The 26111-nt window shown below is 70.7% G+C and carries 22 protein-coding genes; 13 read left to right on the forward strand and 9 right to left on the reverse strand.

Annotated elements, in window-relative coordinates; translation table 11 throughout:
* The first annotated feature begins 40 nt into the window (after positions 1–40).
* The 3 genes from CLV71_RS05090 to CLV71_RS05100 all read left to right on the forward strand — a co-directional run bounded on the left by CLV71_RS05090 (position 41) and on the right by CLV71_RS05100 (position 3746).
* On the forward strand, positions 41–1180 hold the full coding sequence (locus tag CLV71_RS05090) for an epoxide hydrolase family protein (RefSeq protein ID WP_133901428.1): 1140 nt from the start codon (positions 41–43) through the stop codon (positions 1178–1180).
* A gap of 68 nt (positions 1181–1248) precedes the next feature.
* Positions 1249–1797 carry a TetR/AcrR family transcriptional regulator gene (locus CLV71_RS05095; RefSeq protein WP_133901870.1) on the forward strand — a complete coding sequence of 183 codons (549 nt, stop codon included), beginning with the start codon at positions 1249–1251 and terminating at the stop codon, positions 1795–1797.
* Positions 1797–3746, forward strand: coding sequence for an ABC transporter ATP-binding protein (locus CLV71_RS05100; protein ID WP_133901871.1), 1950 nt, complete (start codon positions 1797–1799; stop codon positions 3744–3746). The genes CLV71_RS05095 and CLV71_RS05100 overlap by 1 nt, the downstream gene beginning before the upstream one ends.
* A 25-nt stretch (positions 3747–3771) precedes the next feature.
* On the opposite strand, the gene CLV71_RS05105 is transcribed toward CLV71_RS05100, so the two are convergent.
* From CLV71_RS05105 to CLV71_RS05115, 3 genes are all read right to left on the reverse strand, one after another.
* The gene (locus CLV71_RS05105) at positions 3772–7134 is read right to left on the reverse strand and encodes a hypothetical protein (RefSeq protein WP_133901429.1); all 3363 of its coding nucleotides are present in this window, start codon (positions 7132–7134) and stop codon (positions 3772–3774) included.
* A 301-nt stretch (positions 7135–7435) separates the two neighbouring features.
* Positions 7436–8500, reverse strand: coding sequence for a glycoside hydrolase family 43 protein (locus CLV71_RS05110; protein ID WP_133901430.1), 1065 nt, complete (start codon positions 8498–8500; stop codon positions 7436–7438).
* Positions 8501–8718: 218 nt separating this feature from the next.
* Entirely contained in the window at positions 8719–9996 is a 1278-nt protein-coding gene (locus tag CLV71_RS05115; protein WP_208297394.1) for a GDSL-type esterase/lipase family protein, read from the reverse strand.
* A gap of 245 nt (positions 9997–10241) precedes the next feature.
* On the opposite strand from CLV71_RS05115, the gene CLV71_RS05120 reads away from it, so the two are divergent.
* From CLV71_RS05120 to CLV71_RS05130, 3 genes are all read left to right on the forward strand, one after another.
* The gene (locus CLV71_RS05120) at positions 10242–10811 is read left to right on the forward strand and encodes a dynamin family protein (RefSeq protein WP_133901431.1); all 570 of its coding nucleotides are present in this window, start codon (positions 10242–10244) and stop codon (positions 10809–10811) included.
* 250 nt (positions 10812–11061) lie between these two features.
* Entirely contained in the window at positions 11062–11655 is a 594-nt protein-coding gene (locus tag CLV71_RS05125; RefSeq protein WP_133901432.1) for a hypothetical protein, read from the forward strand.
* Between the two features lie 58 nt (positions 11656–11713).
* The gene (locus CLV71_RS05130; RefSeq protein WP_133901433.1) at positions 11714–12322 is read left to right on the forward strand and encodes a TetR/AcrR family transcriptional regulator; all 609 of its coding nucleotides are present in this window, start codon (positions 11714–11716) and stop codon (positions 12320–12322) included.
* On the opposite strand, the gene CLV71_RS05135 is transcribed toward CLV71_RS05130, so the two are convergent.
* Both CLV71_RS05135 and CLV71_RS05140 read right to left on the reverse strand, forming a co-directional pair.
* Positions 12289–13386 (reverse strand): aldo/keto reductase, encoded by a 1098-nt coding sequence (locus tag CLV71_RS05135; protein ID WP_133901434.1) that lies wholly within the window; start codon positions 13384–13386, stop codon positions 12289–12291. The two genes, CLV71_RS05130 and CLV71_RS05135, sit on opposite strands and share 34 nt — an antisense overlap.
* A gap of 52 nt (positions 13387–13438) precedes the next feature.
* Complete coding sequence (locus CLV71_RS05140; RefSeq protein ID WP_133901435.1) at positions 13439–14524, reverse strand: M23 family metallopeptidase; 1086 nt, start codon at positions 14522–14524, stop codon at positions 13439–13441.
* A 417-nt stretch (positions 14525–14941) separates the two neighbouring features.
* On the opposite strand from CLV71_RS05140, the gene CLV71_RS05150 reads away from it, so the two are divergent.
* Positions 14942–15679: a vWA domain-containing protein gene (locus CLV71_RS05150; protein WP_243866236.1), complete on the forward strand. Its 738-nt coding sequence runs from the start codon at positions 14942–14944 to the stop codon at positions 15677–15679.
* Between the two features lie 13 nt (positions 15680–15692).
* On the opposite strand, the gene CLV71_RS05155 is transcribed toward CLV71_RS05150, so the two are convergent.
* Both CLV71_RS05155 and CLV71_RS05160 read right to left on the reverse strand, forming a co-directional pair.
* Complete coding sequence (locus tag CLV71_RS05155; RefSeq protein ID WP_133901436.1) at positions 15693–16343, reverse strand: response regulator transcription factor; 651 nt, start codon at positions 16341–16343, stop codon at positions 15693–15695.
* Positions 16340–17437, reverse strand: coding sequence for a sensor histidine kinase (locus CLV71_RS05160; protein ID WP_133901437.1), 1098 nt, complete (start codon positions 17435–17437; stop codon positions 16340–16342). The genes CLV71_RS05155 and CLV71_RS05160 overlap by 4 nt, the downstream gene beginning before the upstream one ends.
* Before the next feature lie 234 nt (positions 17438–17671).
* Here CLV71_RS05160 and CLV71_RS05165 point away from each other — a divergent pair, with 234 nt between their 5' ends.
* From CLV71_RS05165 to CLV71_RS05185, 5 genes are read left to right on the forward strand one after another with little or no spacing between them, the layout of a single operon-like run.
* The gene (locus tag CLV71_RS05165) at positions 17672–19171 is read left to right on the forward strand and encodes a multicopper oxidase family protein (protein WP_208297395.1); all 1500 of its coding nucleotides are present in this window, start codon (positions 17672–17674) and stop codon (positions 19169–19171) included.
* Positions 19168–20304: an MFS transporter gene (locus tag CLV71_RS05170; RefSeq protein WP_133901438.1), complete on the forward strand. Its 1137-nt coding sequence runs from the start codon at positions 19168–19170 to the stop codon at positions 20302–20304. The genes CLV71_RS05165 and CLV71_RS05170 overlap by 4 nt, the downstream gene beginning before the upstream one ends.
* Positions 20301–20717, forward strand: a complete 417-nt coding sequence (locus CLV71_RS05175; protein ID WP_133901439.1) for a Dabb family protein — start codon at positions 20301–20303, stop codon at positions 20715–20717. The genes CLV71_RS05170 and CLV71_RS05175 overlap by 4 nt, the downstream gene beginning before the upstream one ends.
* 1 nt (position 20718) lies before the next feature.
* A complete protein-coding gene (locus CLV71_RS05180; RefSeq protein ID WP_133901440.1) occupies positions 20719–21744 on the forward strand; it encodes a medium chain dehydrogenase/reductase family protein in 1026 nt (341 codons plus the stop codon).
* Positions 21741–22361: an ABC transporter permease gene (locus CLV71_RS05185; RefSeq protein ID WP_208297396.1), complete on the forward strand. Its 621-nt coding sequence runs from the start codon at positions 21741–21743 to the stop codon at positions 22359–22361. Before CLV71_RS05180 ends, CLV71_RS05185 begins: the two co-directional genes overlap by 4 nt.
* A gap of 138 nt (positions 22362–22499) precedes the next feature.
* On the opposite strand, the gene CLV71_RS05190 is transcribed toward CLV71_RS05185, so the two are convergent.
* Positions 22500–23912 (reverse strand): L-fucose/L-arabinose isomerase family protein, encoded by a 1413-nt coding sequence (locus CLV71_RS05190; RefSeq protein WP_133901441.1) that lies wholly within the window; start codon positions 23910–23912, stop codon positions 22500–22502.
* 140 nt (positions 23913–24052) lie between these two features.
* On the opposite strand from CLV71_RS05190, the gene CLV71_RS05195 reads away from it, so the two are divergent.
* Positions 24053–25048 (forward strand): LacI family DNA-binding transcriptional regulator, encoded by a 996-nt coding sequence (locus CLV71_RS05195; RefSeq protein ID WP_133901442.1) that lies wholly within the window; start codon positions 24053–24055, stop codon positions 25046–25048.
* Between the two features lie 54 nt (positions 25049–25102).
* Here the strand turns inward: CLV71_RS05195 and CLV71_RS05200 are convergent, their stop codons facing one another.
* Positions 25103–26104, reverse strand: a complete 1002-nt coding sequence (locus CLV71_RS05200) for a substrate-binding domain-containing protein (RefSeq protein WP_133901443.1) — start codon at positions 26102–26104, stop codon at positions 25103–25105.
* Positions 26105–26111: the final 7 nt, after the last annotated feature.

Here is a 26111-nt window from a genome sequence, read left to right on the forward strand (position 1 = left end):
AGGAACGAATCCTTCCTATAACCACCCTAGCGTCAGTGGCATGACGAACACGGACATCCGCCCCTTCCGCATCGAGGTCACCCAGGCCGAGCTGGACGACCTGACCGACCGCCTCGGCCGCACCCGGCTGCCGCGGCAGGCACCGGGCGACACCTGGGAGCACGGCACCCCGAACCACTACCTGCGCGAGGCCGTCGCGGCGTGGCACGCGTTCGACTGGCGCGCCGCCGAGGGGCGTCTCAACGCCCACCCGCACTTCACCACCGAGATCGACAACCAGCCGATCCACTTCATCCACGTCGAGTCGCCGCACGCGGGCGCGACGCCACTGCTGCTGGCGCACACCTACCCCGGCTCGTCGGTCGACTACCTCGACATGATCGACCGGCTCACCGACCCGGTCGCCCACGGCGGACGCGCCGAGGACGCGTTCCACGTCGTGGTGCCGGACGCGCCCGGCTTCGGCTTCTCCAACCCGGTCACCGAACCGGGCTGGACCACCGCCAGGGTCGCCCGCGCCTACGACGCCCTCATGCGCAGGCTCGGCTACGAGCGCTACGGCGTGCACGGCTCGGACCACGGCGCGCTGGTCGCCCGCGAACTCGGCGTACTGAACCCGGACGGTTTCCTGGGACTGCACGTGTTGCAGCTGTTCTCCTTCCCCTCCGGCGACCCCGCCGAGTTCGAACGACTCGAACCGAGGGACTACGCCGGGCTGGAGCACATGCGGTGGTTCCAGAAGGTCGGCGGCTACAACACCATGAACGCCAGCAGGCCGCAGACGGTCGCCGCCGGTCTGAGCGACTCACCCGTCGGGCTGCTCGCCTACAGCGAGCTGTTCAACTCCTTCGGCAACGGCACGTCACTGGTGCCACTGGAGTCGATCCTGACCGAGGTGTCCGTCGCCTGGTTCGCGAACGCGGCCGCGGGCATGGCCCGGTCCTACTTCGACAACGCGAACGCCGCCACCGACGAACCGGCACCGGTCAACGCCGCCCCGACCGGCGTGGCCGTGTTCGCCGACGACTTCCAGACCATCAGGGTGTTCGCCGAACGGGACAACGCCAACATCGTGCACTGGAGCCGTTTCGAGAAGGGCGGCCACTTCGCCGCACTCGAGGTGCCCGAGATCGTGGTGGACGACATCCGGACGTTCTTCTCGGCACTGAAATCCAGTTGACGGAGTGAGGACTCACTCCGAAGACTGGGCCGGTGACCAGACCCGAGGCGAGCAGGCGCGCGCCTGCCATGAAGCCGGACGAGCGCCGCACGATGATCGTGCGTGCGGCGTTGCCACTGGTCGTCGAGCACGGTGCCTCGGTGACCACCGCCCAGATCGCGCGGGCCGCCGGGATCGGAGAAGGCACGATCTTCCGCGCCTTCGCGGACAAGGACGAACTGCTCGACGCCTGCCTGCTCGAAGCCCTGCGGCCGGACAGCGCGCTGGAGCTGATCGCCGGGATCCCGCTCGACCAGCCGCTCGCCGCCCGCCTGGCGGCAGCGGCGGGCGCGCTGTCCGCGCACCTGAGGCGGATGGGCGCCGTCCACGCCGCCCTGCGTGCCTCCGGGTACAGGCGTCGACTCGAACGGCCGCGCCGCGAAGCGTCCCTCGCCGCGACGCGAGCGGCGGTGGCCGCGTTGTTCGCGCCCGAGGAGGAGCTGCTCCGCCTGCCCGCGGAGCAGCTCGGCGCGCTGTTCCTGTCCCTGCTGTTCACGCGAGCCAGGGAGGACGAGGGGAGTACGGAGATCGACGTGCTGGTCGACGTCTTCCTGCACGGGGCGGTGACCGACCGGTGATGCCCGGTACCGGCTCGACACGCGGCCTGCGGCAACGGCTCAGGAAGGCCAGCAGCACCGTCCCCGACAGCGGCCTCACCGGTCCGGTGGACATCCCGGACCCGAAACCGGCCGACGAGCCCAAGGACCTGCGGGCCCGGCTCCGGCGGATGCGCGACGCCGCCGCCGGGACGGTGCGTGGCCTGCCGAAGGTGGCGAAGCTGACCTGGCAGGCCAGTCCGGTGATGACCGTCCTGATCCTGGTGTCCACCGTGGTCGGCGGCCTGACGCCGACCGTCACCGCCTACATCGCCAAGCTGCTGCTGGACTCGGTGGTGGCCGCGGTGGCGGGGCACGGCTCGACCGGCACGATCGTCTGGATCTCGGTGTTCCAGCTCGGCATCCTGACGTTCACCGCGGTCAGCACCGCGCTGACCAACGTGGCACAGCAGCTCCTGCAGGAACGGATGACGCTGACCATCCGCCACCAGGTGATGGAGCACGCCAGCAGGCTGGACCTGGCGTTCTTCGAGGGCTCCGAGTCCTACGACCTGCTGCGGCAGGCCTCGCAGGAGGCGCCGTCCCGCCCGGTGTCGATGATGACCTCCGCGCTGAGCCTCGTCCGCACGGCGATCACGTTCGCCAGCATGATCGTGCTGCTCGTCTCGGTCAGCCCGCTGCTGGCGGCGGTCGTGATGGTCGCACCGATCCCCGCGTTCGTCTCGCAGTCGAAGTACGGGGCGCGTGCGTTCATGCTGGCGCTGTTCGTGTCGCCGATACGCCGCCGGATGGAGTACCTGTCGTCGCTGGTCACCACCGACACCTATGCCAAGGAGACAAAGGTCTTCGGGCTCGGCCCGTACCTGGTGGACCGCTTCCGCAGGCTCGGCCAGACATACTACGCACGCGAACGCGAGCTGACGACGACCCGCAACCTGGTCGGCACCGCGTGGAGCATGCTCTCGACGGTGGCCGGTGCGGGCATCGCGCTCTACATCGCGTTGGAAGCCGTCGCAGGCAGGCTCACGATCGGCGACCTCGCCCTCTACACCAGCGCCGCGACCGCGGTGCAGTCGTCGGTGCAGGGCCTGTTCACCGGGTTCTCGGGGATGTACGAGAACAACCTCTACCTGGACACGCTCTACCTGTTCCTCGCCACGAAACCGACGATCACGGCACCGGAGAAGCCACGGCCGATGCCACGGCCCGTGCTCGGGCACGTGCGGTTCGACGAGGTGTCGTTCAGCTATCCCGGCTCGGAGGAACGCGCGCTGGACAGTGTCAGCTTCGAGATCCGGCCGGGGGAGACCGTCGCGGTCGTCGGCCGCAACGGCGCGGGCAAGTCGACGCTGATCAAGCTGCTGTGCAGGCTCTACGACCCGACGGAGGGCCGGATCCTGCTCGACGGCGTGGACATCCGCGAGTTCGACCCCGACGAGCTGCGTGCCTGCATGAGCGCGATGTTCCAGGACTACGTGACCTACCAGGGAACGGCCGCCGAGAACATCGGACTGGGACAGCTCGGCGCGCTGGAGGACCGCGCACGGATCGAGGACTCCGCCCGCCGCGCGGGCGCCGACGAACGCATCGAGCGGCTGCCCAGTGGATACGACAGCCCGCTGGGCCGCTGGTTCGACGAGGGCGTGAGCCTGTCCGGCGGTGAGTGGCAGAAGATCGCGCTGGCTCGGGCGTTCATGCGAGACGCGCCGATCCTGGTCCTCGACGAACCGACCTCGGCGCTGGACGCCCAGGCCGAGCACGACCTGTTCGCCCGGTTGCGTGCGCTCGCCCACGGCCGGACCACCCTGTACATCTCGCACCGCTTCTCCACCGTCCGCCAGGCCGAGAAGATCCTCCTGCTCGACCACGGCAGGCTGGCCGAGCACGGCACGCACGAGGAGCTGATGACCCTCGGCGGGAACTACGCGGAGCTGTTCACCCTGCAGGCGTCGGCCTACCTGGCGGACTGACCGCGGGCGCGATCAGCCACCGGGTTCAACTCGCGTCGTAGATCCCCCTGACCGTGAAGTCCCAGCTCTGGTCGACCTCGACCACCGGGAGCCGTCTGCCGACGACGTTCCCCGTGGCGGGGTCCATGGTGAACGTCCCGCCCGCGCCGCGCACCTGGTTCCGGTCCCGGTCGGTGCGCCCGAGTTCGAACCGGACGTCGGTCCTGGACGGGAGCCTGCCGTCACTCCCGGCCCCGGCCCGGTCGATGGCCTCGGTCGCCGCCAGCACACCGTCGTGCGTGATGACCGCCCAGCCGTCGGCGAGATCGGCCGTGCCGAAGGCCAGGTCCTCGAACTGGGCGGTGAGCTGCTCGAACTCCACCACCCCGTCCTGGCGGAGGGCGTCCGGGTCGACGAGCGGGGTGTAGAGGATCACGGTGTCGGCGTCGCGGTCCTGGCTGTTCGGTCTGAGGTCCTCCCGCGTCCGCAACACCGAGGCATCCGAGCCGGAGATGACCGTGATCACGCGGTTGCGGACGCAGTTCCGCTTCCGCACGTTGACGACGAGCTCGTCGAACAGCTCGGCACGCGCCGCGTACAGGATCGTGTCCGGCGCACCGTCACCGCACAGGTCGCCCATGATCGCCTTGAGCTGCGCGGGCAACGACGCCTCGGTGTCGTACTGGCTCTCCACGGTGATCGTGAGGTTCGCTCTCGTCGGCGCGATCGTCATGAAGTCGTCGCGCAGTGCCGAGACGAACAGGTTCTCCTCGTCGCTGTCGAACACCAGCATCGCCTTGCGCGGCGTCGCGGTGCCCAGGTAGTCCGACAGCACGGTGACCTGGTCACGGGTCGTGGGACTCACCCTGGTGAAGCCCTGGACCTTGCTCTCGTTGATGCCGGTGGCGGTGACGAGGGTGGCCACCATCGGCAGGTCCACCGCCGCGAGCGCACGCATGACCCGCTGGGTGGTCCGGGAGCTGGGCACCAGGCCGAGGACGCCGACGAGGTGCTCCGGGCCGTCGGTCATCTCGGTGAGCTGGTCGACCACGCGCCGCCACTCCTGCTGGTCGCTGCCGGGATGCGCGAGCACCAGCCTGATCTTGGGCCAGTTCTCCTCGTTCGCGTTCAGCTGCGCGGCGTGGGCGCCTTCCAGCTGCGCGCGTATGCGTTCCCACGTGCTGCTGCCGGTCGCCGACGGGATCATCGGCGTCAGCAGCGCGAGCGTGACGTGGTCCTCCCCGTCCACGCGCTCGTTCTCCGCGTGGATCCTCCCCTCCACCGCGGCCAGCCGGTCGTCGAACACGTAGGAGCCGTCGGTCACCCCGACGCACTCGCCACCCCGTTCGGCGACCCCGTCCCCGCAGCTCGACCACATGACCGTCACGACCACGACCGCGGCGACGAGGGCCACCGCCGTGGCGGCGGCGATCGTGACCTTGCGCAGGCTCCTGCGCTTCCGCTCGGCCGCGGTGACCGGCGGCGCGAACGTCGGTGGCCCGGCACTCGGCCGCACCCCCGGGTCGGTGACGGTGCTGGGCCTGCCGTCGACGGACAGTTCGGCGTTGTGCGGGTCACCGGCCATCGCGGCGAACCGGTCCGTCTCGTCGCGGAGCCGTGCCCGGCCGGTGCGCACGTTCTGTCGCAGCACGCGGAGTTCCTCCTCGACGGCCCTGAAGAGCTTGCGCCGGTCCGCGTCGGACATCGGGTCGTGCGCGCTCCACAACGCCGCGACGAGACGCGCCACCGCCGCGGTCACCACCTCCGACGGCTCGGTCCAGCCGACCCTGGCCAGGACCTGGTCGGGGTCGACGTCGTCGCAGTCGAGGTCGTTGGGTGCGGCGGTGATCGCGTGGAGGTCGGCCAGCCAGTCGTCGATGCCGGTGTGTGCCAGTCGGTCCACCAGCCACGCGACCACCGACGCGACGTCCCGGCCGGCCAGTGCGTGGTACAGCCGATCGCCTTCCTCGCCGTTGTCCCGCAGCCACCGGTGCACCTGCGACCACCTGTCCGGGTCGTCGGCGAGCTGGCGCAGCAGCAGGTGCCGCAGCACGGGAAGCATCGTCACCCGGCCGCCGGGGGCGTCGGAGGTCTGCAGCTCCGGCGGCACGACCACGTCGGAGCCGCGGCGCGAGAGGTGCTCGGCCTGCTCGATGTCGCGGGCGGCCGAGCACGTGACCAGGTTCTCGAAGGAGGGTCCGGAGGTCTCCTCGACGAACAGGGCCAGCAGCTTCTCCTCGGCCGTGGTGTCCTGCTCGTCGCCGGGCAGGTGGACCCGGAGGAGGGCCTTCAGCGAGGCTGTCCTGCCGCCGTTCCTGACGATGGCGTCCACCATGACGGCGGTGGCGGCGGGATGGCCGCGGGTGAAGCGGTAGACCGAGGCCGCGGCCTGTTTGGCATTCGTCCGCACGCTGCCCGCGGCCGCCACCATGGCGTCGACCTCGTCGAAGGTCAGGTCACGCAGGCCGACCGGGTAGTACCAGTCGCTGTCGGCTCCCGTCCGGCTCTCGTAGTCCGCGTAGCAGGCCTCCTCGGCGGCCGGGGTCCGCCCGTCCAGCACGGCGTGCGTCCGGACGAACGCACCGGAGGCGGTCGCCACGACGGTGAGCGGATCGGGCTCACCGGGGTGGTCGACGGCGTGTTGCCTGCGGACCTGGGTGAGTTCCCTGAGCAGTACGGCGCCGCACCCGCTGTCGACGTTGTCCAACAGGGCCACGCAGTTCAACGACCACGCCCGCGCACCGCGGCCGGTGCCGAAGGCCGTCCGCAGGTCGGCCAGGAAGGCCTCCCACAGCAGCTTCGTCGCCTTGCGCCTGTCCTCGGCGTTGGTCGAACACGTCCACCGGTTGAGTTCGATCAGCTTGCTGATGGCGGCAGGACCGGTCCCGTACCAGGTCAGGCCTTCGTCTCGCATCACCTGCCAGGACAGCAGCGCTGTCGAACCGCCCTCGGCCATGGTGCGTCCGACGCGTTCCGCACCGGGCACCCCGCCGATGCCGGGGCCGACGGCCGCGACCTCCTGCGCCAGTCGCGTGAGGAACTCGCGGAGCCTGCCGGCCTGCCGGTACCGGACGAGAGCCTCCTTGACCTGCCGCTCGGCGGTCGGCACGTCGGTCAGGTCGAGATTCTCGGCGATCACCAACCGGGCGGTCAGAAACCGGGGAAAGGGGAGTTCCCGGTATCCCGCGGCCGTCAGGTTGAAGTCGAACACCAGCCGGGTCAGCAGGTTCCATGACGGGTGCGCGGTGTCGAAGGCCCCGCAGTCGATGCGTGCGTGGGGAACCTTGTCGTCGAGTCGGCTGTCCAGCTCGGACAGAAGGGCCGACTTGCCCGCACCATGGGGACCGGTGAACACGATGACCGGCACGCGCCTGCTGGTCGGTACTCCGTCGCGTTCTGGTCTTGTCACGAACTCGCGCACCAGCCCGATCGGGCGCTGCCTCCCGTACAAATGCGCCGGTCGTCCGGCCATCGCGACCCCCCAGTGAACGGTGATACTTCCTGAAGATATCGCCTGGACGGAAAACCCGCCGTCAAAACCCCGTAATTGGAACAGTGCGACCAGAGGAATCTCGGAGCCCGCACCTGGCCGGTGATTTACCCGCCCAGGTCGTAATTCGTGTGCGCGTGCCGACAACACAACTGCCTGACCCGAGAACTCCGCCCGCACCTGGACGTGATGCCCCGCGGGCGGAGTCCTTTCCGGAACGCTACTCGAAGAACTTCAGGCCCCATCCGGTGTCCCTGGTGGCACCCGGGACGTTCGCCCGCTGGTAGGTCACGTTTCCCCACCAGGTGAACGTGCCCGTGTACCAGTGTCGGTTGTCCCAGCTGTACGGCGTGCCCTTCGCGACCGCGTGGAACATCAGCGGGAACCTCGGCCCCGACGGCGGACTCGTGCCGATGTCGCCGTTGAGCAGCACGAACGTGTGGTGGCCCGGCCCGTTCACGGACAGCGTCGGATCCCAGCCGGTCATCATCGTCGCCCGGTTGGAGCCGAAGAGGCAGCCGTTCGACTTGTACCAGTCCCAGACGTACGTGGGGTCACCGCCCGCGCGCAACCGGAGGTCCGCCAGGCAGTACTGCTCACTCCAGCTGCCGTTCGCGGAGTACACGATGTGGAGCTGCCCGTTGGGGTCCTTGATCGCTTCCGGGCTCTCGTTGATGAACGGGTTGCCGACCACGCGTTCCCACGGTTCACGGGGCTGCGAGATGACATACCGCGGCCCGACCGGCGCCGTCGGGCTGTTCATCCTGGCGATGTAGAGATTCTGTTCCACGTTGGTGTCGCCGGCCCAACCGGACCACACGAACCAGCGTTGTCCGTTGAACGTGAACAGAGTCCCGTCGATCGCCCATTTGTCGTCCGGGAGGGCGAGCTGGGTCTCGGCGCCGTAGCCGCTGTCCGCCGCCGACGAGCTGATCACGAACACACGGCGGCCCGCACCGGCGTCGAGGGCGAAGTAGATGTAGTAGCGGCCGCCGTCGACGACGATCTCCGGTGCCCACACCCCGCCGCGCCCCCGGGTGTCCGTCCAGACGCGGCGTTGCGGGGCCGCCGCCAGCTGGTCGGTGGACGGGGCCTGTCGGACGGCCACGCCGTCGCCGACCGACTGCACCGAGACGTACGTGCCACCGACCCGGATGACGCTGGGGTCGGCGGCACGAATGCTCTGCGCGGCGGACGCGTCGGGTGCCATGAGGGCCTGCCACACGGCGATCGTCGCCAGGAGGGCCAGTACCAGGCCAGATGAACCGAAGCGGGAACTTTTCATGAGATCACTCCATACCAGCCTCCGGGTTCGACGTCTGTCCGGAGTGGAGCGAGCCGGCGGCGTCCGGCCGAGGGATGTGCGGAGGCGCAGCAGGGGGCATCCCCGGCCTTCGCGACCTCACGGTTGCGACGCCATGAGAGCGCTCTCACAGAGTGACGAAGACTATCCTCGGTGTCAACGCTCGGCGCTCGTGCGTCTCCGGGCAGGGGCCGCCGGGGTCAGCGGTCGGCGGGGCCGTTCGTGATCATCCGTAGCGGGACGTAGTCGGCGAGCGCTTGCTGGGCCTCGATGTTCACGTGTATCCCGTCACCGACGTCGTAGGCGGGGAGGATGCTGTTGGGGCGGAGCGGATCCTCGAGCACCCGGTCGAAGTCGACCGTGCCGTCGCACGTGCCCGCGCAGTCGTTGCCGTTCTCGACGAACGTGCCGACCGCGTGCCGGTCGAGGTTGTTCTGGTCGCTGTAGCCGGGGCGCGGGGTGATGGGCGTGACGTACACCCTGACGCCCGCGCCACGCAGCCGCGCGAAGACCTGCCGGTAGCTGTCCAGGATCTGCCGCGCGTCGCAGGCGTCGGCGAGGTCGTTGGTGCCGTAGTAGTAGAGAACCGCGGTCACGCCGTGCAGTGCGAGCACGTCCCGGTCGAGCCGGGCGAGTGCGTCGAGACCGGTGAACTGGCCGGGGATCGAGGGGCAGGCGGCGGAGCTGGTGGTGCCGCCGATACCCGCGTTGGCGATGGCGACCTGCCGGCCTGCGGGTAGTTCGGTGGTGACGCGCCGGGCCAGGTCGTCGGTCCAGCGGCGGTTGGTGCCCAGTTCGGTGCAGCCCGGTCCGCAGTCGGTGCTGCCCGTGCCGTCCACCACCGAGCTGCCGAAGGCGACGACGGTGCCGTCCAGGTCGGGGTTCGCGACGTCGACCGCGCTGACCAGGTAGGTGGCGCCCGTGGTCGCGGTGTAGGCGGCGCCGTCGCCGTCGGTGGTGTGGTCGCCGGACCCGGTGGGGGTCAGGTAGTTGTTCCGGAACGCGCTGCCGTGCTCGCCGGGCGTGGTCCGGCCCGCGAGGTACATGGACACGGCCACGTCGTCCTGTGGTCGCGTCGCGAGGCGCACCGGGTCGCTCCACACGTCCCCGCCCGCGGGCACCACGACCGCCGCGCGGCCGTGGAAGGTGACGGCGTTGGCGGGGCCGGTGAGTGCCGGGCCGCCGCCGCTGGGTGCCACCGTGGTCGCGTCGACGGACAGCGGGCTGGTGCCGAACGTGTTCTGCAGGCGGATCCGCAGCGCGTGACCGCCCTGGCTCAGGTGCGTGATCATCCGGACGGACTGGTGGTCCAACACCGCGGCGGACAGCCACTGCTGTGACTGCGCCCAGGAGGTGAACCACTGCCGGTGCCCCTGCCTGCCGGGCGTCGCGCCCGCGACCGAGGAGACGGCCACGACGCCTGCCACGAACGCCACGGTGAGGACGAGCAGTCGCCGAACGCGGTTGGTGATCGTCATAGGAGGCCCCGTCCCGTCACGGAAGATCAGACCTGGAGTGTCCGTGTGGATGCGGTCCGTAGTCAAGGTGTCAGGCCCTCGTCCGTCCGGGAAATGTTTCAGCTCCGGGCCGATGAATACGCGATCGTGACAGAGGCTTGATTTTTCTGAATACCCTTGGCTGGTTGTTCGCAATTGCCGGTAACGGCGGACACGCGAGCGCGGCTCCTCTTGCGGTGGCACAACACTGAAGAGCGAGGGTTTCGATGCCGCGGAGTGCGTGGCCGCTGTCCGAGGTGGTCGTCCGGTTCGCCGCGCAGGTGGCGGAGTCGGCCGACCACGCACTCGCGGCGGCGGGAAAGCGAGCACAGGACCGGCTTGGACAATCATTGTGTGTCGCCGTCGTCGGCCGCATGAAGGCGGGCAAGTCCACCCTGCTGAACGCGTTGCTGGAAACGGCGATCTCCCCGACCGCAGGCGGTGAGTGCACCGAGGCCGTGTACGTGTTCGAGCCGGGCATGCACACCACCGCGGTCGCGAACCGGCGCGACGGCGGCGATCCCACACCGGTGGTCCTCGACGGCCAGACCCTGCCACGCACACTGCCCATCCCAGCGGGCGACCTCCGCAACATCGAGGTGACGCTGCCCGTCGAATGGCTGGACGACGCGGGTCTGGTGCTCGTCGACGCCCCGGGCATGGCCTCCACGTCGACGGAGAAGTCCGCGCTGACCGAACGGATCGTCGCCGACACCGAGGACGCGGCGGCGGACGCCGACGCGTTGCTGTTCTGTGTCAACGGTCCCCTCAAGGACGACGAGGCGGCAGCCGTCTGACCGGCGGCACCGCGGTCGGCGTGCTGACTGGACCGCCACCCACCTGACACGACCCGGCCTGCGTGAGGAAGCCAGTCGAAGAGTGCCACCGAAGAACAAGAGCGCGGTGCGTCGAATTCGCCTGCCGCTCGCCGGTGATGAACCGCGATGCCGCCGGAGGCAACCTCCTCCGGGTTTCCGCGTCTTCGTTCGTGTCAACATGCCGGCGGGGGCAGAGCCGGCGCTCTTTCACGATACCCGGGGGGTAGTCATGAACCTGAAGAACCACGCGACCATCAGGCCTGCGAGTGCATTGACAAAGTTCGGCACGAGATTATTGGTCGCGACAGTGGCAGGTGCGGCATTCGCCGTAGCGGGATGTTCCAGTCCCACCGAGCAGCCGACAGTGCCAACGCCGAGTTCGACCGCCCGGCAGTCGGTGGCCGCTACCGAACTCGCCGACGCGCCTGCTCCTGCCGTCACAACGAATTCCGCCCCGGTCGCGGCGGAGTCGGACTTTCCGGCCGCCGTCGACCCGTCCGCACTCGAACACGGCGGCACTTACTGGGGTGTCTACGTCACGGTCGTGCGCGCGGACGACAACGGCCAGGTAAGTCCGGCTGACCAGAAACGGCTCGACGCGGCCAGGAAATCGTTGACCGACCTCGGGTACCAGCCGGATTCCGGGGTCTACGACAACGGCTGCGAACAGGGCGTGCAGGAACAACTTCACCTGGATCCGCAGCGCACCTATGCCGCGGTCAGAATCTACTTCGCGACGCAGACCCAGGCCGAGAAGTTCGTCGAGGAATACCAGCCGGGTGTCGTCGGCACCGCGAAGGTAACCCTTTACTGCATGGACTGACCCGAGCAACCGGGCAGGTGCGGTACTGTACCGGCAGGTACATTCTCGGGAGGGTCCGGTGATCACGAAGAAGGGCGCGGCCACCCGTGCGCGGATCATCGACGCGGCGGCCGACGAGATCCGGGACCGGGGTATCGCCGCCGTCACGCTGGAGGACGTCGGGCGGCGCAGTGGTACCGGCAAGAGCCAGATGTTCCACTACTTCCCCGACGGCAAGGAGCAGTTGCTGCTCGCCGTCGCGCGGCGGGAGGCCGAGCGGGTGCTGGAGGACCAGCAGCCCTACCTCGGCGGGCTGACCTCGTGGGCCGCGTGGCAGCGATGGCGGGACGCCGTGGTCGCCCGGTACCGGCGGCAGGGCGTGCACTGCCCGCTCGGTGCGCTCATCACCGAGGTCGGCAGGCGCACGCCCGCCGCGCAGGCGGTGACGAGCGAGCTGCTCGCCCAGTGGCAGCGCGAGGTGCGGGCAGGCATCGAGGAGATGCAGGCCCGCGACCTGGTGGACCGGGAGCTCGACCCCGGCAGGACCGCGGGGGCGGTGGTCGCCGCGATCCAGGGCGGGGTGTCGATTCTGATGTCGACCGGTTCGGTCGACCAGCTCGAGTCCGCCCTGGACCTGTGCCTCGACTTCCTGCGTCAGTCCACCCAGTTGCGCACGGCGGGCCGGTAGCCCGCGGGCTTGTCCGCCACCTGCACGCCGGGGCTGACGAGCCACGACTGGTACCTCGGTGTGAACATCCCGTACGGCTTGCCCAGCGGCACGGAGCCCGCCGCGTCCAGCTCGGCCCGCAGCTCGTCGGGCAGCGTGAAGTCGAGGGCCGCGAGCGAGGTGTCCAGCTGCGCCGCGCTGCTCGCCCCGACGATGGCCGACGCGATGCCCGGCTGGGTGGCCACCCAGTTGATCGCGACCTGGGCCATCGTCACGCCGAGCTTGTCCGCCACGGTCGACAGGGTCCTCAGCAGCTCCCAGTTCCGGTCGGTCCACGCGGCACCGGCGGCGCCGTCGCCGGTGAGCCTGCCGTCCCCGGTCATGCCGTCGGCGGCGTTGCGGTACTTGCCGGTGAGGAAGCCGCCGGCCAGCGGGCTCCACGCGGTGATGCCGAGGCCCAGTTCCTGCCCCGCCGCCACGTGCTCCGCCTCGATGGCCCGGTCGACCAGCGAGTACGGCAGCTGCAGGTTGACCAGCGGCGCGAGCGAGTGGGTCTCGGCGAGGGTCTGGGCGCGTGCGGCGTACCAGGCGGGCACGTCCGACAGGCCCGCGTAGCGGATCTTGCCCGCGCGGGTGAGGTCGTCGAACGTGCGCAGGACCTCCTCGACCGGGGTCAGGCGGTCCCAGGTGTGCAGGAGGAAGAGGTCGAGGTAGTCCGTGCGCAGGCGCCGGAGCGAGGCCTCGATGGCCCTGATCATGTGCTTGCGGCCGTTGCCGCCCGCGTTCGGGTCTCCCGGGTCGACGGTGTTGGTGAACTTGCTGGTGAGCACGAGCCGCTCGCGGGTCCCGGCCTCGGCGACGAGGTTGCCGAGGATGGTCTCGCTCTCTCCCGCGGTGTAGAAGTCGGCGGTGTCGATGACGTTCCCGCCCGCGTCGAGGTAGCGCCGGAAGATCGGCCGCGCCTCGTCCTGCGTCCTGCCGTAGGGCGCGTGGAACCCGCCGGTGCCGAAGTTCATGGTGCCGAGTGCCAGCCGGCTGACGCGCAGGCCCGACCTGCCGAGGAGGAAGTACTGGTCCAGTGACATGCCACCACGGTGCCCACACAAAAATGTACCCGCAAGTACAGAACCGGGTCGTCTAGATGCTGATCCCCCGGCTGCGCAGCCACGGCAGCGGATTGATCTTGCTGCCGTCCTGGTGGACCTCGAAGTGCAGGTGGGGGCCGGTGGACTCGCCCCGGTTGCCCAGCGTGGCGATCTGTTCGCCCGCGCCGACCCGCTGGCCGACCCTGACGAGCGACTCGTTGATGTGCCCGTACACCGTGATCAGGCCGCCCGCGTGCTGCACGCGCACCCACAGCCCGAACCCGCTCGCCGGGCCCGAGTTGATCACCGTGCCCGCCATGGCCGACACGATCGGTGTGCCGATGCTGTTCGCGATGTCGATGCCGTAGTGGATGGTGCCGCCACGCGGTCCGTACGTCGAGGTCAGTCGGCCCTGGACCGGCAGCACCACGTCGGCGCCGGACACGGCCGTGACGGCCGGGCTGCTCGGGGCGCTCTGTGCGACCAGCGCGGCGCGGCGGTCGGCCAGCTGCTGCACCTCCGTCTGCGCCTCATCCTCCAGGACAACCGCCGCCTGGTACGCCTGCTCGGCCGTCGCCTTCGCACTGCCCGCGGCGTCCCGCTTCTTCTCGGCGTCGGCCAGTGCCGCGGTCGCGTCGTGGTCGGCCTGGGCCTTGTCCGTGACCGCCACCTGTGCGGTGTCCATGACCTCGCCGTACTGGCCCGCGAGCACGGTCAGCATCGACGCGCGGTCCAGCAGGTCCGACGGGCTCGCCGCGCCGACGTAGGCCCGTGCGGAGAACATCGCGCTGCCGTGCCGGTAGCTCGTCGCCGCGAACTCGTCCAGGTCGTCGCGTGCGTCCCGTTCGCGGACGGCGGCCGCGTCGGCCTCCGCGCGGGTCTGCGCCGCCCTGCCCTGCGCGGCCGTGTACGCCGCGTTCAGGTCCTGGTACTGCTTCTCGGCCGCGCTGAACGCCTCGTACGTGTCGGCGACCTGCTTCTGCGCCGTCTTCAGCTCGGCGTCCGCCGCCGCTACCTGGTCGTCGACCGAACCGGGCTGCGCCGCGGCCGCGGACGGCCCGGTCAGCGCGGTGGCGGCGGCGACCGCGGCGGCGAGGCTCACGAACGTGGCTCGCGTCAGCGTGCGACGCGCGACCATGCGCGGCTCCAGGGGGTCGTCGGCGGGCGGTTCGGCCGACTATGTCCTGAACGTGCGTCCAGAAGCCAGTCAAAGGGACCTGAATCACAACGGTAAAGTAACGATCATGACACGTATCGGTACGGCCCGTTGACAGTCGGTGGGTGTGGATCTTCGACGGGTCCTGGTACGCTTGTCGTGATGATCACCTACTCGAACAGATCGGGGGTTCCGTTCGCAACAGGTGAGTGCTGATGCACCCCTTGATCGCGAACGAGAAATCCCGCCTCCTTTTCTGGTCGCACGTGCGCGAGTTCGCCGTGCCGCCCTCGATGGTCGAGTCAGCGACTGCCCGCCGCGCGGTGGGCGACTGGGCCGGAGCCTGCGCCGCCGCGCGTGTCGACGTGGACCTGAACCTACGAGCCGCCGGTCACGCCCGTGGCCGGGAGTTCGCGGTGCGGGTCCGCGCCGATCTGCGACATCTGGCTCCTGACCTGCTTCGCTCAGGAACGGGACGCCGTCCGGTTCCGCGTGGCACAGGGCATCACCGGCCACCCGGGGAACATCCCGGAGGGCTGGCAGCGGTGGGCGGAGGAGGCGTTCCAACCGCCACAGCCGTGGCGGGAACTGCTCGGCGCGGCGGTCCGTACGGCGATCTCCGGCCCCGGCGTCGGTGAGGACTACACCTACGGCCGACCCGCGCGCCGGTCGGCCTGCCTGCCCGGCGTCGTCCTGCCCAGCCTGCGGCGCAGGCCGCCCCGCGTCTGCGTGATCGTCGACACCTCCGGCTCGGTGAGCGACGCCGAGCTGGGCAGCGCGATCGTCGAGATCGCGGCGATCGTGCGCGCGGTGGGTGGTCGCCGTGATCTCGTCTCGGTGCTGTCGTGCGACGCCGCCGCCCACGTCACGCACCCGCTGTGCCGCGCGGAGGGGATCCCGTTGGTCGGCGGGGGCGGCACGGACCTGCGCACCGGCTTCGCGAGGGCCGTGCGCACCGGCCCCCGTCCGGACGTCATCGTGGCACTCACCGACGGACAGACCCCCTGGCCCGACGCGCGACCGCCCTGCCGGACGGTCGTGGGCCTGTTTCCCCGCCCTCTCCCGTCCGGTGAGAACGATCCCGACTACGTGCCGGACACACCACCGGACTGGGCGCGGGTGGTGGTCGTCGGCTGAACGCGCACCGGCGTCAGGTTCTCGGCCGGACCAGGCCCGAGTCGTACGCGAACACGATCGCCGCCGCCCGGTCCCGCGCGCCCAGCTTCGTGAAGAGCGTGCCGACGTGCGTCTTCACCGTCGTCTCCGCGAGGCTCAGGTGGTCGGCGATCTCACGGTTCGACGCGCCGCGGGCCATGAGGCGCAGCACGTCGGTCTCCCGCTCGGTCAACGTCGTGGGCAGGTCCGGTCGCGGCACCGGCCGGGCCAGCTGCCGGTACGACCGCAGGATCGGTCCCAGCAGCGTCCCGTCGATCCACGTGCCGCCCGCCGCCACGGTCCGTACCGCCTCGATGAGGTTCTCGGCCGTCGCGGACTTCAGCTCGAAGCCCGCGGCGCCCGCGTCCACCGCCGACCACAGCACGTCCTCGTCGCCGAAGGTGGTCAGCATGCAGACCGGCGGCCCGGCCGCCGCGTGCAGCTGCCGGGTCGCGGTCACGCCGTCCGTGCCGGGCATCCGCACGTCCATGCACACGACGTCCGGCGCTGCCTCGGTCGCGGCGGCCACGATGTCGTCGCCGTTGTCGCGTTCGCCGACCACCTGGATGTCCGCCTGACTGCGCAGCACCAGGCCGAGCCCGGCCCGCACCATCGGCTGGTCGTCGACCAGCAGCACCCGGATCACGCGGGTACTCCGTGCACGCGTGCGGGCAGCTCGGCCCGCACCACCCAGTGGTCCTGTTCCGGGCCCGCGGTGAACGTGCCGTCGATGGCGGTCACCCGGTGCTCCAGCCCGGACAGCCCCATGCCGGCACCCGGCGCACCCGTGGCGGTGCCGAGCAGGCTCTGGACCCGTAGCGTGACGCCGTCCCGGCCCGCCCGGAGCCGCACCTGCGCCTCCGGTGTCCGGCCGTGTTTGGCGACGTTCGTGAGGGCCTCGCGCAGCACGTCGTGCAGCACGAGCCGCTGCGTGGCCGAGATCTCCTCGCCGTCGGCGTCGAGGGTGACGGTCATGCCCGCGTCGCGGTAGGTCGCGACGAGCTGGTCGAGCTCGTCGCTCGGCAGCGGTCCGGTGGTGCCGCGGTACATCAGGGCCAGCGCCTCCCGCAGTGCGTCCATGCCGGTCCGGCCGACCGCCTCCGCCTGCCGCAGCGCCGCCGCCGCCTCGTCGGGAGAGGTCGTGAGGTGCATCCGCGCGCCGGACAGGTGCAGCAGCACCACGCTGAAGCTGTGACCGACCAGGTCGTGCAGGTCCCGTGCGATGCGTTGCCGCTCTGCGGCGACCGCCGACTCCGCCAGCTCGATCCTGGTGCGTTCCAGCTCGGCGATCAGGGCCTGCTGCCTGCCGACGAGACGGCCCAGCACCCACCCGACCAGCAGCCCGGCCGACCACAGCCACGCACCGATACCGCGGTGCCAGTCGTTGGTGTTCAGCGCCCAGATGAAGAACGGCGACACCAGGCACAGGGCCATCGCGACCGTGTCGGCCCGGCCCGAGCCGGTGGCCGCGACGATCGCGAGCGCCGTCAGCACCACCATGTACGCGGTCTCGGTGACCACGAACGCGTCGCCGACGAGGGTGGGGACCAGCATCCACGCCAGCAGCAACCAGCCGGGCATCGTCCGCCACACGAGCCGGACGAGTAGCGCGGGCGCCATCACCGCGGCCAGGATCCAGCCCCACTCCTTGGTGTAGTGGAAGTTCAGGACCTCGAACGCGCACCCCAGCACGGCGGCCTGGACGACGAACTCCTCTCGGCCACGCGCCAGCAGGTGCATGCCGTCGATGGTAGTGGCCGTGCCGCGTGCGGACGGCGCACCCGCCGCGATCTCCGACCACGGGACGAACCCTTTCTCCTCCCACGGTAGGAGAACAGGCGCCGCTCCTCCCTCCGGACCGGCCGAAGACGGCACCGCTCTCCGAAGACGCGGGCGCCTGTCGGCCAATACGGTTTCCCCGCCCGGTCCACCGATGGCGGGCGTCCCCAGTTCCCTTGCCAGGAAGGCGAAACCGTGCCCAAGACGGTGCTCAGGATCCTGCTCGTCGTGGTGGCTGTGCTCGTCGTGGGCGCAGGCGGCGTCGGCCTCCACTACGTGCGGGCCGGCGTCGACACGGTCGGCGAGGTCGACTTCAGCGAGCGCCTGGCCATCCCGCCCGTAGCCGGCTCCCGGGTCGACGCCGCGGGCACCCGCGTCTTCGACCTCGACATCCGTGCGGGCGAGACCAGGTTCCACGACGGGCCCGCCACGAGAACGGCCGGTGTCAACGGCGCCTTCCTCGGCCCGACGATCCGCGCGCACCGGGGCGAGAACGTCGCCTTCACCGTCCACAACGGACTCGGCGAGACGACGTCGCTGCACTGGCACGGGATGCACGTGCCGGCCGCCATGGACGGCGGCCCGCACCAGACTGTCGCGCCTGGCGAGACGTGGACTCCGAAGTGGACGGTCGCGCAACCCGCGGCCACACTCTGGTACCACCCACACCTGCACGGGAAGACGGCCGAGCACGCCTACCGGGGCGTGAGCGGGATGTTCATCCTCGACGACGACGACACCGCGGCCCTGAACCTGCCGGACACCTACGGCGTCGACGACCTGCCGGTGATCGTCCAGGACCGCGACTTCGACGACGGCAACCAGTTCGACGGCTCGGTGCCCTTCCTCGGCAACCTCGGCGCGCTCGGCGACGAGATCCTCGTCAACGGCGTCCTCGGCCCGTACACCGAGGTCAGCACGAGACTGGTGCGGCTGCGCCTGCTCAACGCCTCCAACGCCCGCATCTACGACTTCGGCTTCGCCGACGACCGCCGCTTCAGCCTCGTCGGCACCGACGGCGGGCTGCTCGCGGCGCCGTGGCGGACGACGCGCCTGCAGCTCTCGCCGGGGGAGCGGGCCGAGATCGTCGTCGCGTTCCGGCCCGGCGAGACCACCGAGCTGCGGTCATACGGGGGCGGCGAGGGCCTCGAGGGGTTCGGGGCGCGCATCAACGGCGGTGCGGACCGCTTCGACGTGCTCCAGTTCCGGGCCGCCGACCGCCTCACCGACACGACCGAGGTGCCCGCCGTGCTCGGTGCCGCTCCCGACGTCGACACCGACGACGTGGCCAGGGCGCGGTCGTTCGAGCTGGCCGGGCGGGAGATCAACGGCGCGAGGATGGACATGGACCGCGTGGACTTCGCCGTGCGCGAGGGATCCACGGAGGTGTGGGAGGTCGTCAACACCAACGGCTACCCGCACAACTTCCACGTGCACGACGTCCGGTTCCAGGTCCTCGACGTCGCGGGCGGCGCTGCGCCACCACCACTGCGGGGCTGGAAGGACACCGTGCTCCTGGTACCGGACAGGACGTACCGCCTCGCCATGCGGTTCAGCGACTACTCGGACCCGGACTCGCCGTACATGTACCACTGCCACCTGCTCACGCACGAGGACGAGGGCATGATGGGCCAGTTCGTCGTCCTGGGCGACGGCGAGGAGATCGGCAGCGTCGCGGGGCACGACCACCCGTGACGCCGACCCGCGCGGCCCGTGGCACCGTCCTCGCCGCGGCGACCCTGACGATCATGGCGCCTGCCCTCATCGCGCCCAGCCTGCCCGCCATGGAACAGGTCTACGGCTCACCGCTCCTGGTGCGCCTCACGATGACCATCACGTCGCTGGCCGTGGCGGTCACCGCACCGCTGTCCGGGCTGGCCGCCGACCGCGCGGGCCGCAGACCGCTGCTCGTGGCGAGCCTGCTGCTGTACACGGTGAGCGGCACCGCCGGCTACTTCACCACCGACCTGATCCTGTTGCTGGTGACCAGAACGCTGCTCGGCGTCGCGGTCGGCGGCATCATGACCTCGGTCAACGCGACGATCACGGACTGGTTCGACGGGCCCGCGCGGGCGTCGTTCCTCGGGCTGCAGCAGGTCTTCGCGAGCCTGTCCGGCGTGGTGTTCCTGCCGGTCGCCGGGATGCTCGCGACGATCGGCTGGCGGGTCCCGTTCTGGCTGTACGGCGTGGCGGCGGTGGTCGCCCTGTTCGCGCTCGCGGCGGTGCACGACCGGCCGCGAGCGAGCGCCCCGGCAGTGGTCACCCAACGCGCGATGACGGGCCCGGTGCTCGGCATCTGCGTGCTCGCGCTCGTCGCCACGACGCTCTTCTACATGGCGCCGACCCAGGTGCCGTTCCTGTTGGCAGAGCAGGGGATCGGGCCCGTTCTCGTCGGCGTCGTCGTCGCGGGCGGCACGGCTACGAGCATGCTCGGCGGCTACGGGTTCCCGGCGCTGCGCAGGCGGCTCGACCCGGCCGCGGTCAACGCGCTGTGCGTCGGGCTGCTCGGCGGCGGCTGGCTGCTCGTCGGCAGCACCGGCACGGCGACGGGGATCGCGGCGGGCCTGCTCGTCGGCGGGCTCGGCGTCGGCTTCGCGATCCCCAACCTCACCCTGCGCCTGTCCGACCTCGCCCCGCCCGCCGCGCGCGGCCGGGTGTTCGGCGGGCTCGTCTCGGGGATCTTCCTCGGCCAGTTCGTCTCACCGCTGGTCGTGCAACCCCTGGTCCGGACCGTCGGCGTCGCCGACGCCTTCACCTGGACCGGGGCCCTCATGGTCGCGGGCGCCGCGGTCGCCCGGATCACCCACAAGGAAAGGACAGTTCGATGATCTACCACGGTATTCGCTTCTCCCTGCGGCCAGGCGTGACCGACGAGGAGGTGGCGGCCGGCCTCGCGGCCATGCGTGCCGCCACGCTGTCGATGCCGACGGTCACGTCGTTCGTCATCGGCCGCGACATCGGCGGCGAGTACGACTTCGGCGCCGTCTCGGTCATCGAGGACCTCGCAGGCTACGAGGCGATGATGAACCACCCGGCGCACCTCGAGATCGACCGCGCCGGTCTGCCGCTGGTCGAACGGTTCGCGTCGTTCGACATCACCGACGACCCCGACCCGGCGCTCGCGGAGAAGATCGCCGAGATCCACCGGCGGCGCTACGCGGAGAACCCCGACGTCGCCGGTCTGGTCGCGGGCCTGGACGACTACAGCGGCAGCGCGGCGCCCAGCACGGAGGAGAACTGACGTGACCACGACCGAGATCGTGTTGCCGGGCCCCGTCGAGCCGGACGAGCTGCAGGTCCGGGCCCGTGACCTGCCGCCACCCGGCCAGGGGCAGGTCGTACTGCGCATGGAGGCGACCGGGGTGTCGTTCGCCGAGCAGCAGATGCGCCTCGGCAAGTACTACGACCAGCCGCCGTTCCCGTTCGTACCCGGCTACGACGTGGTCGGCACCGTCGTCACCACCGGCCCCGGCGTGGACTCCGCACTCACCGGCCGGCGGTTCGCCGCGGTCGTCAAGACCGGCGGCTGGGCCAGCCACCTGCACGTCGACGCGGCCGACCTGGTGGCGGTGCCGGTCGGCGTCGAACCGGCGGCCGCCGAGACCGTGCTGGTCAACGGGGTGACGGCCTGGCAGATGCTGCACCGCTGCGCGCGCGTCGCGACGGGTGGCGCGGTCGTGGTGCTCGGCGCCAACGGCGGTGTCGGCACGACGCTCGTGCAGCTGGCCCGCCACGCAGGCCTGCGGGTGATCGGCACCGCGGCGCCCCGCCATCACGACGCGGTCCGCGCGCTGGGCGCGGAACCACTCGACTACCGCGACCCCGGTCTGTACCAGAAGCTCCGCGGTCTCGCACCCGAGGGTGTGGACGCGGTCTTCGACCACGTGGGTGGCGAGGGCCTGAAGCAGTCGTGGCGACTGCTGCGCCGCGGGGGTGCCCTCGTCAACTACGGCTCGGCGTCCGCGAAGGGCGAGAACGCGTTGCTGCCGACGCTGGCGTTGTTCGGGCGCCTGTACGCGTGGAACTACCTGCCCAACGGCAGGAGCGCCACGTTCTACAACTTCTGGGCAGGCAGGCGCCGCGACGTCGACGCCTTCCGCGCCCGGCTCGCGGGGGACATGACCCAGGTGCTGCGCCTGATCGCCGACGGCACGCTGGAACCGCAGATCGCGGCCCGGATCCCCCTGAGGCGCACCGCGGAAGCGCTGCGGCTCGCGGAGTCGCGGACGGTGCTGGGCAAGGTCGTGATCGTGGGCGGCACGACGTGACCGCGCCTGCCGGTGAGGTCGACAGCCGTGCCGCCTACACGGGGTTCATGCTGGCCTACGTGGTCGGCCACGGCACCGCCGCACTGTCCAAAGGGGATCGACCGGTGGTCGCGCTGCCCGCGTGGGTGCCGCTGGTCCTGCTGGCGGCGGGTCTCGTGCCCGCGCTGACGCTGGCCGTGCGGGCGGGGGTGCGAGCGCAGCGGGCGGCGGGCGAGTCGAGGCGACGGGCGGAGAAGCTGCTGGGGGCGGCGTGGTGCACGGGGTTCACGGCGTTGTTCCTGGCCATCACCGGGCTGGCGACGGCACGCGACGAGCCCGCGCTGCAGGACGTGTTGTGGCCGGCGGGTTCGGTGCTGCTGGTGGGGTTGCTCAACATCGCGGAGGGTGTGGTGCGGGGCAACACCCTGCACTACACGCTCGGCTCGTGGCTGGCGCTCGTCGGTGCTGCGGCGCTGTTCTTCGACACCGCGGGCGTCTACGCGACGGTGGCCGTCCTGGGCGGCGGGGGCTACGCGGTCGCGGCGGTGCTGGAACGCAGGCGTCTCGCGACGGACGGCACGGTTTTCCCGCATACTGGTGTTCTGATCTCACGCGGTCCTGTAACGCCCGGCGAGTGATCTCAGCTGTCGTCGATCACTCGCGGGAGCGCTGCCCTACCTGGATCCGGCCCTCCCCGCGACGACCTCGCGGGGAGTTGGCCATTGCGTCGGACCGTCGAGTTGTTCACTGCCGGGGTCGTCGATGCCGCGGAGGTGTCAGCCGCGGGTGAACTCGTCCAGTGTCACGTCCAGCAGTTCGCACACCGCGCGTAGCTCGGCGCGGTGGTCGCCCGGGACGGCGTGGATGTGGTTGGCGCCGAAGCGGGACAGGAAGACCTCGGCAGGGGCGTCGAGCCGGGCGAACGCGTGTGGCCACTCCGGGGTCGACATCTTCACGAGTGCCTCGGTCGTGGTGTCGTCGTAGTTCTCGAACTCGCCGAGCATCAGCTGCAGGCGGTACCGGCCGTCGTCGCGGGTCAGGCGTGCCAGCGTCATCCGGCCCGGTGCGGCGATGTGCTGCACGGACGCGCCACCGGCCGGGAAGAAGAACACCTCCGGGAACAGGTGGACCTTCGCCAGGTTCTCGGCCGGGTCGTCGCTGCGCGCCGCGTACCACGTGGCGTGCTGCCCCGAGTTGCAGAGATCCCAGATGTCGCGGTCGCCGTGGTAGTGCCGGACGTCGGCGAACAGGACCGGTGTGCCTGCCACGTGTTTGAGGATCTGCATGGTGAGCGCGCCGTCCATGTCGGCCTCGGTCGCGCAGACGTGCGGCTCCTTGGGGCCGTTCCAGTCGTACGGGTCGTTGAGGAACGCCTCCGCGACGTCCATCGTGGCGAAGTACTGCGTCAGCTCCGGCTGCCCCTTGATGCCGGTGAAGTCGAGGTGCCACTCGTCGATCAGCTCACGCATGGCCAGGTACGAGCCGATCTGCCGTTCGAGGATCTCCTCGGTGAGCTTCTCGCCGTCATAGTGGACGTTCGCGTGCCGCTCGAGCCACCGGCGGGCCCTCGTCTTCTCGTCGGCGTCGGCCTTCTCGGCGCGGCGGACGATCTCCCACTGGTCGATCTCCTCGACGTCCACCCCGAACTGCCGGTGCCACTGGTCGGTGTTGGCCGTCGCGGTGTTCATGCCCATCGGACGGCCGCCGATCCGGCCGAACGTCTGGCCCCGCAGGGCTTTCACGGTGTGCGCGGCCGTCGCGCGGACGCCGATGGCCGCGATCACGGCGTCGTCCTCCGGGTCGCCCCACAGTCTGGTGTGGGCACGGCCGACCTGGTCGAGGGCGCCGCCCGCGGCCAGCATGCCGACCATGCCGGGCTGGACCGGGTCGAGGTTGGCGAGCAGGACCAGCGGGCTGGTGAGCTGTCCCGCGGCGAGCATGGTGAAGTGCGGGAACGCCCAGACGCAGTAGTGCAGGACGGTCAGGTCCACCCCGGCGGCCTCGACCTCGCGGGCGACCGACGTGGCGAGCGTGTTGGCGGACACGGGCAGGCGCGCCCGGACGACCTCGTGGCCCGCGTCCTGGAGTGCGCGGACCAGCTTGTCCTCGTTGGCGACGATGAACTCGGCGATGCCGCCGTGGACGTAGTCCCGTCCGTCGGAAATGTTGATCACGCCGATGCGGGCCACCGCACAACCTCCTGCGTCGGGGTCGCCGCTCGTGCGCCGGCGCCGCCAGTCCTGGTTTTCGCGTGTCGGATGGAAGTAATCGTTTTCTCAGAAGTTATGCTGAGGCGGGAAACGTGTCAATAGGGCAGTGGAGGCGATGAGTGGCAACCATCAGTGACGTCGCGGCGCTGGCGGGCGTGTCGACGGCCACAGTGTCCCGTGCGTTGAACGGCAAGTCCACAGTGGACCCCGTGCTCGCCGCGCGGGTGCTCGATGCCGTGCGGGAGCTGGGTTACCAGCCGAACGGCCCGGCGCGGAACCTGCGCAGGCAGGAGGCGGCCGTCCTCGCGTTGATCATCAGTGACGTCGAGAACCCGTTCTTCACCGCGATCGCCCGGGGTGTCGAGGACGTGGCACACGCCGTGGGCTACTCGGTGGTGCTGTGCAACTCCGACGAGGACGCGGAGAAGGAGCGACGCTACGTCGACGTGGCCGTCCAGGAGCGGGCGGCGGGGGTGATCGTGTCGCCGACGGCCACCGCCTCGAGTGTCGGCGCGTTGGTCCGGCGGGGCACGCCGGTGGTCGCGGTGGACCGGCCACTGCCCGACCAGGAGATCGACACGGTGCTCGTCGACACGCGGCAGGCGGCCCGGCAGGCGACCACGCACCTGATCGAGCAGGGGTACGCGCGAGTCGGGTGCATCACGGGCCCGGCCGGGGTGCGCACGGCGGACGACCGGCTCGCCGGGTACCGGGACGCGTTGAAGGCCGGTGGGCAGCGGGGCTCGACCCGGTTGGTGCGGCGGACGGAGTACAAGGCGGCGGGCGCGGAGAAGGCCGCGGCGGACCTGCTGGGCCAGGAGGAACGGCCGGACGCGTTGCTGGTGGCCAACAGCGCGATGGCGGTCGGGGTGCTGACCGCACTGCGGTCCCACGGTTTGCGGGCGGGACGCGACGTCGGCGTCGTGGCGTTCGACGACGTGCCGTGGGCCGGGCTGGTGGACCCGCCGATGACGGTGGTCGCCCAGCCCGCCTACGAGCTCGGCACCGTGGCCGCGAAGCTGCTGCTGGCCCGGATCGCCGACAACACCCGTGCCGCGACGACCACCATGCTCGGCGCCCGGCTCCTCGAGAGGGGCAGCTCGCACCGCGGCTGACCGCGTGGGCGTCGGCCCACGCGCTCAGCCGCGGACGAACACCGCGGCCGCGGGTCAGCTGTTGGCCTCGGCGTAGACGGCGGCCGCGTTGTCGGCCGTGATCAGCTTCGTGGTCAGCGTCTGCTCCTTCGGCACGTCCGTGCAGTCGACCAGGAGCTTCTTCGCGGTGTCCACGGCCTCCCTGCCGGCCGTGGGGTAGACGAGCGTGGCCGACAGGCGACCCTCCTCGACCGCCTTCAGGCCGCCGGACGGGATCGGCAGGCCGTCGATGCCGATGAACCTGATGTTCTTCTCGACGCCCGCCGCCTTCGCCGCGAGGTAGGCGCCCTCGGCCATCGGGTCGTTGTGCGAGTAGAGCACCTGGATGTCCGGGTGTGCCTTGAGCAACGCGTCTCCCTGCGACTGGCCCTTCTCCCGCAGCCAGTCGCCGTCGACGCTCGCGACGATCTCGATGTTCTTGCCCTTGATGCCCTCGCGGAAGCCGTCGCCGCGTTCCTTCGCCGGGGTCGAGCCGGCGAGCCCGCGGATCTCGCCGACCTTGCCGCCGTTCGGCAGCAGCGTCGAGGCCACGTACTCGCCCGCGGTGCGGCCGATCTCCACGTTGTCCGCGCCGATCCACGTGGTGTAGGCGTCGCCGTCGACCTTGCGGTCCAGCACGATCACCGGGATGCCCTTGTTGTAGGCCTTGGCGACCACCGAGGTCAGCGGTGTCGCCTCGTTCGGGCTGATGATCAGCAGGTCGATCCGCCTGGTCAGGAAGTTCTCCACGTCGGACACCTGCTTGGCGTTGTCCTGCTGCGCGTCGGCGAACTCCACGGAGAACTGCGGCACCTTGGCCGCGGCGGCCCTGATGTCGTCGTCCATCCGCTGCCGGTACGGCTCGGCGACGTTCGCCTGGCTCATCCCGATCGTGTACCTGCCGTCCGCGCCGCCGCACTTGTCCTGCTGGGCGCCGGCGTTGGCCTGACCGCTGTTCTCACTGGTGGTTCCGCACGCGCTGAGGCTGAGCGTGGTGGCCGCGGCGAGCACGGCGGCCACGGCACGACGACGGGCCATGTCGGTT

Origin of the sequence: Actinophytocola oryzae, from assembly GCF_004364325.1 — a bacterium.
GTDB lineage: Bacteria > Actinomycetota > Actinomycetes > Mycobacteriales > Pseudonocardiaceae > Actinophytocola > Actinophytocola oryzae.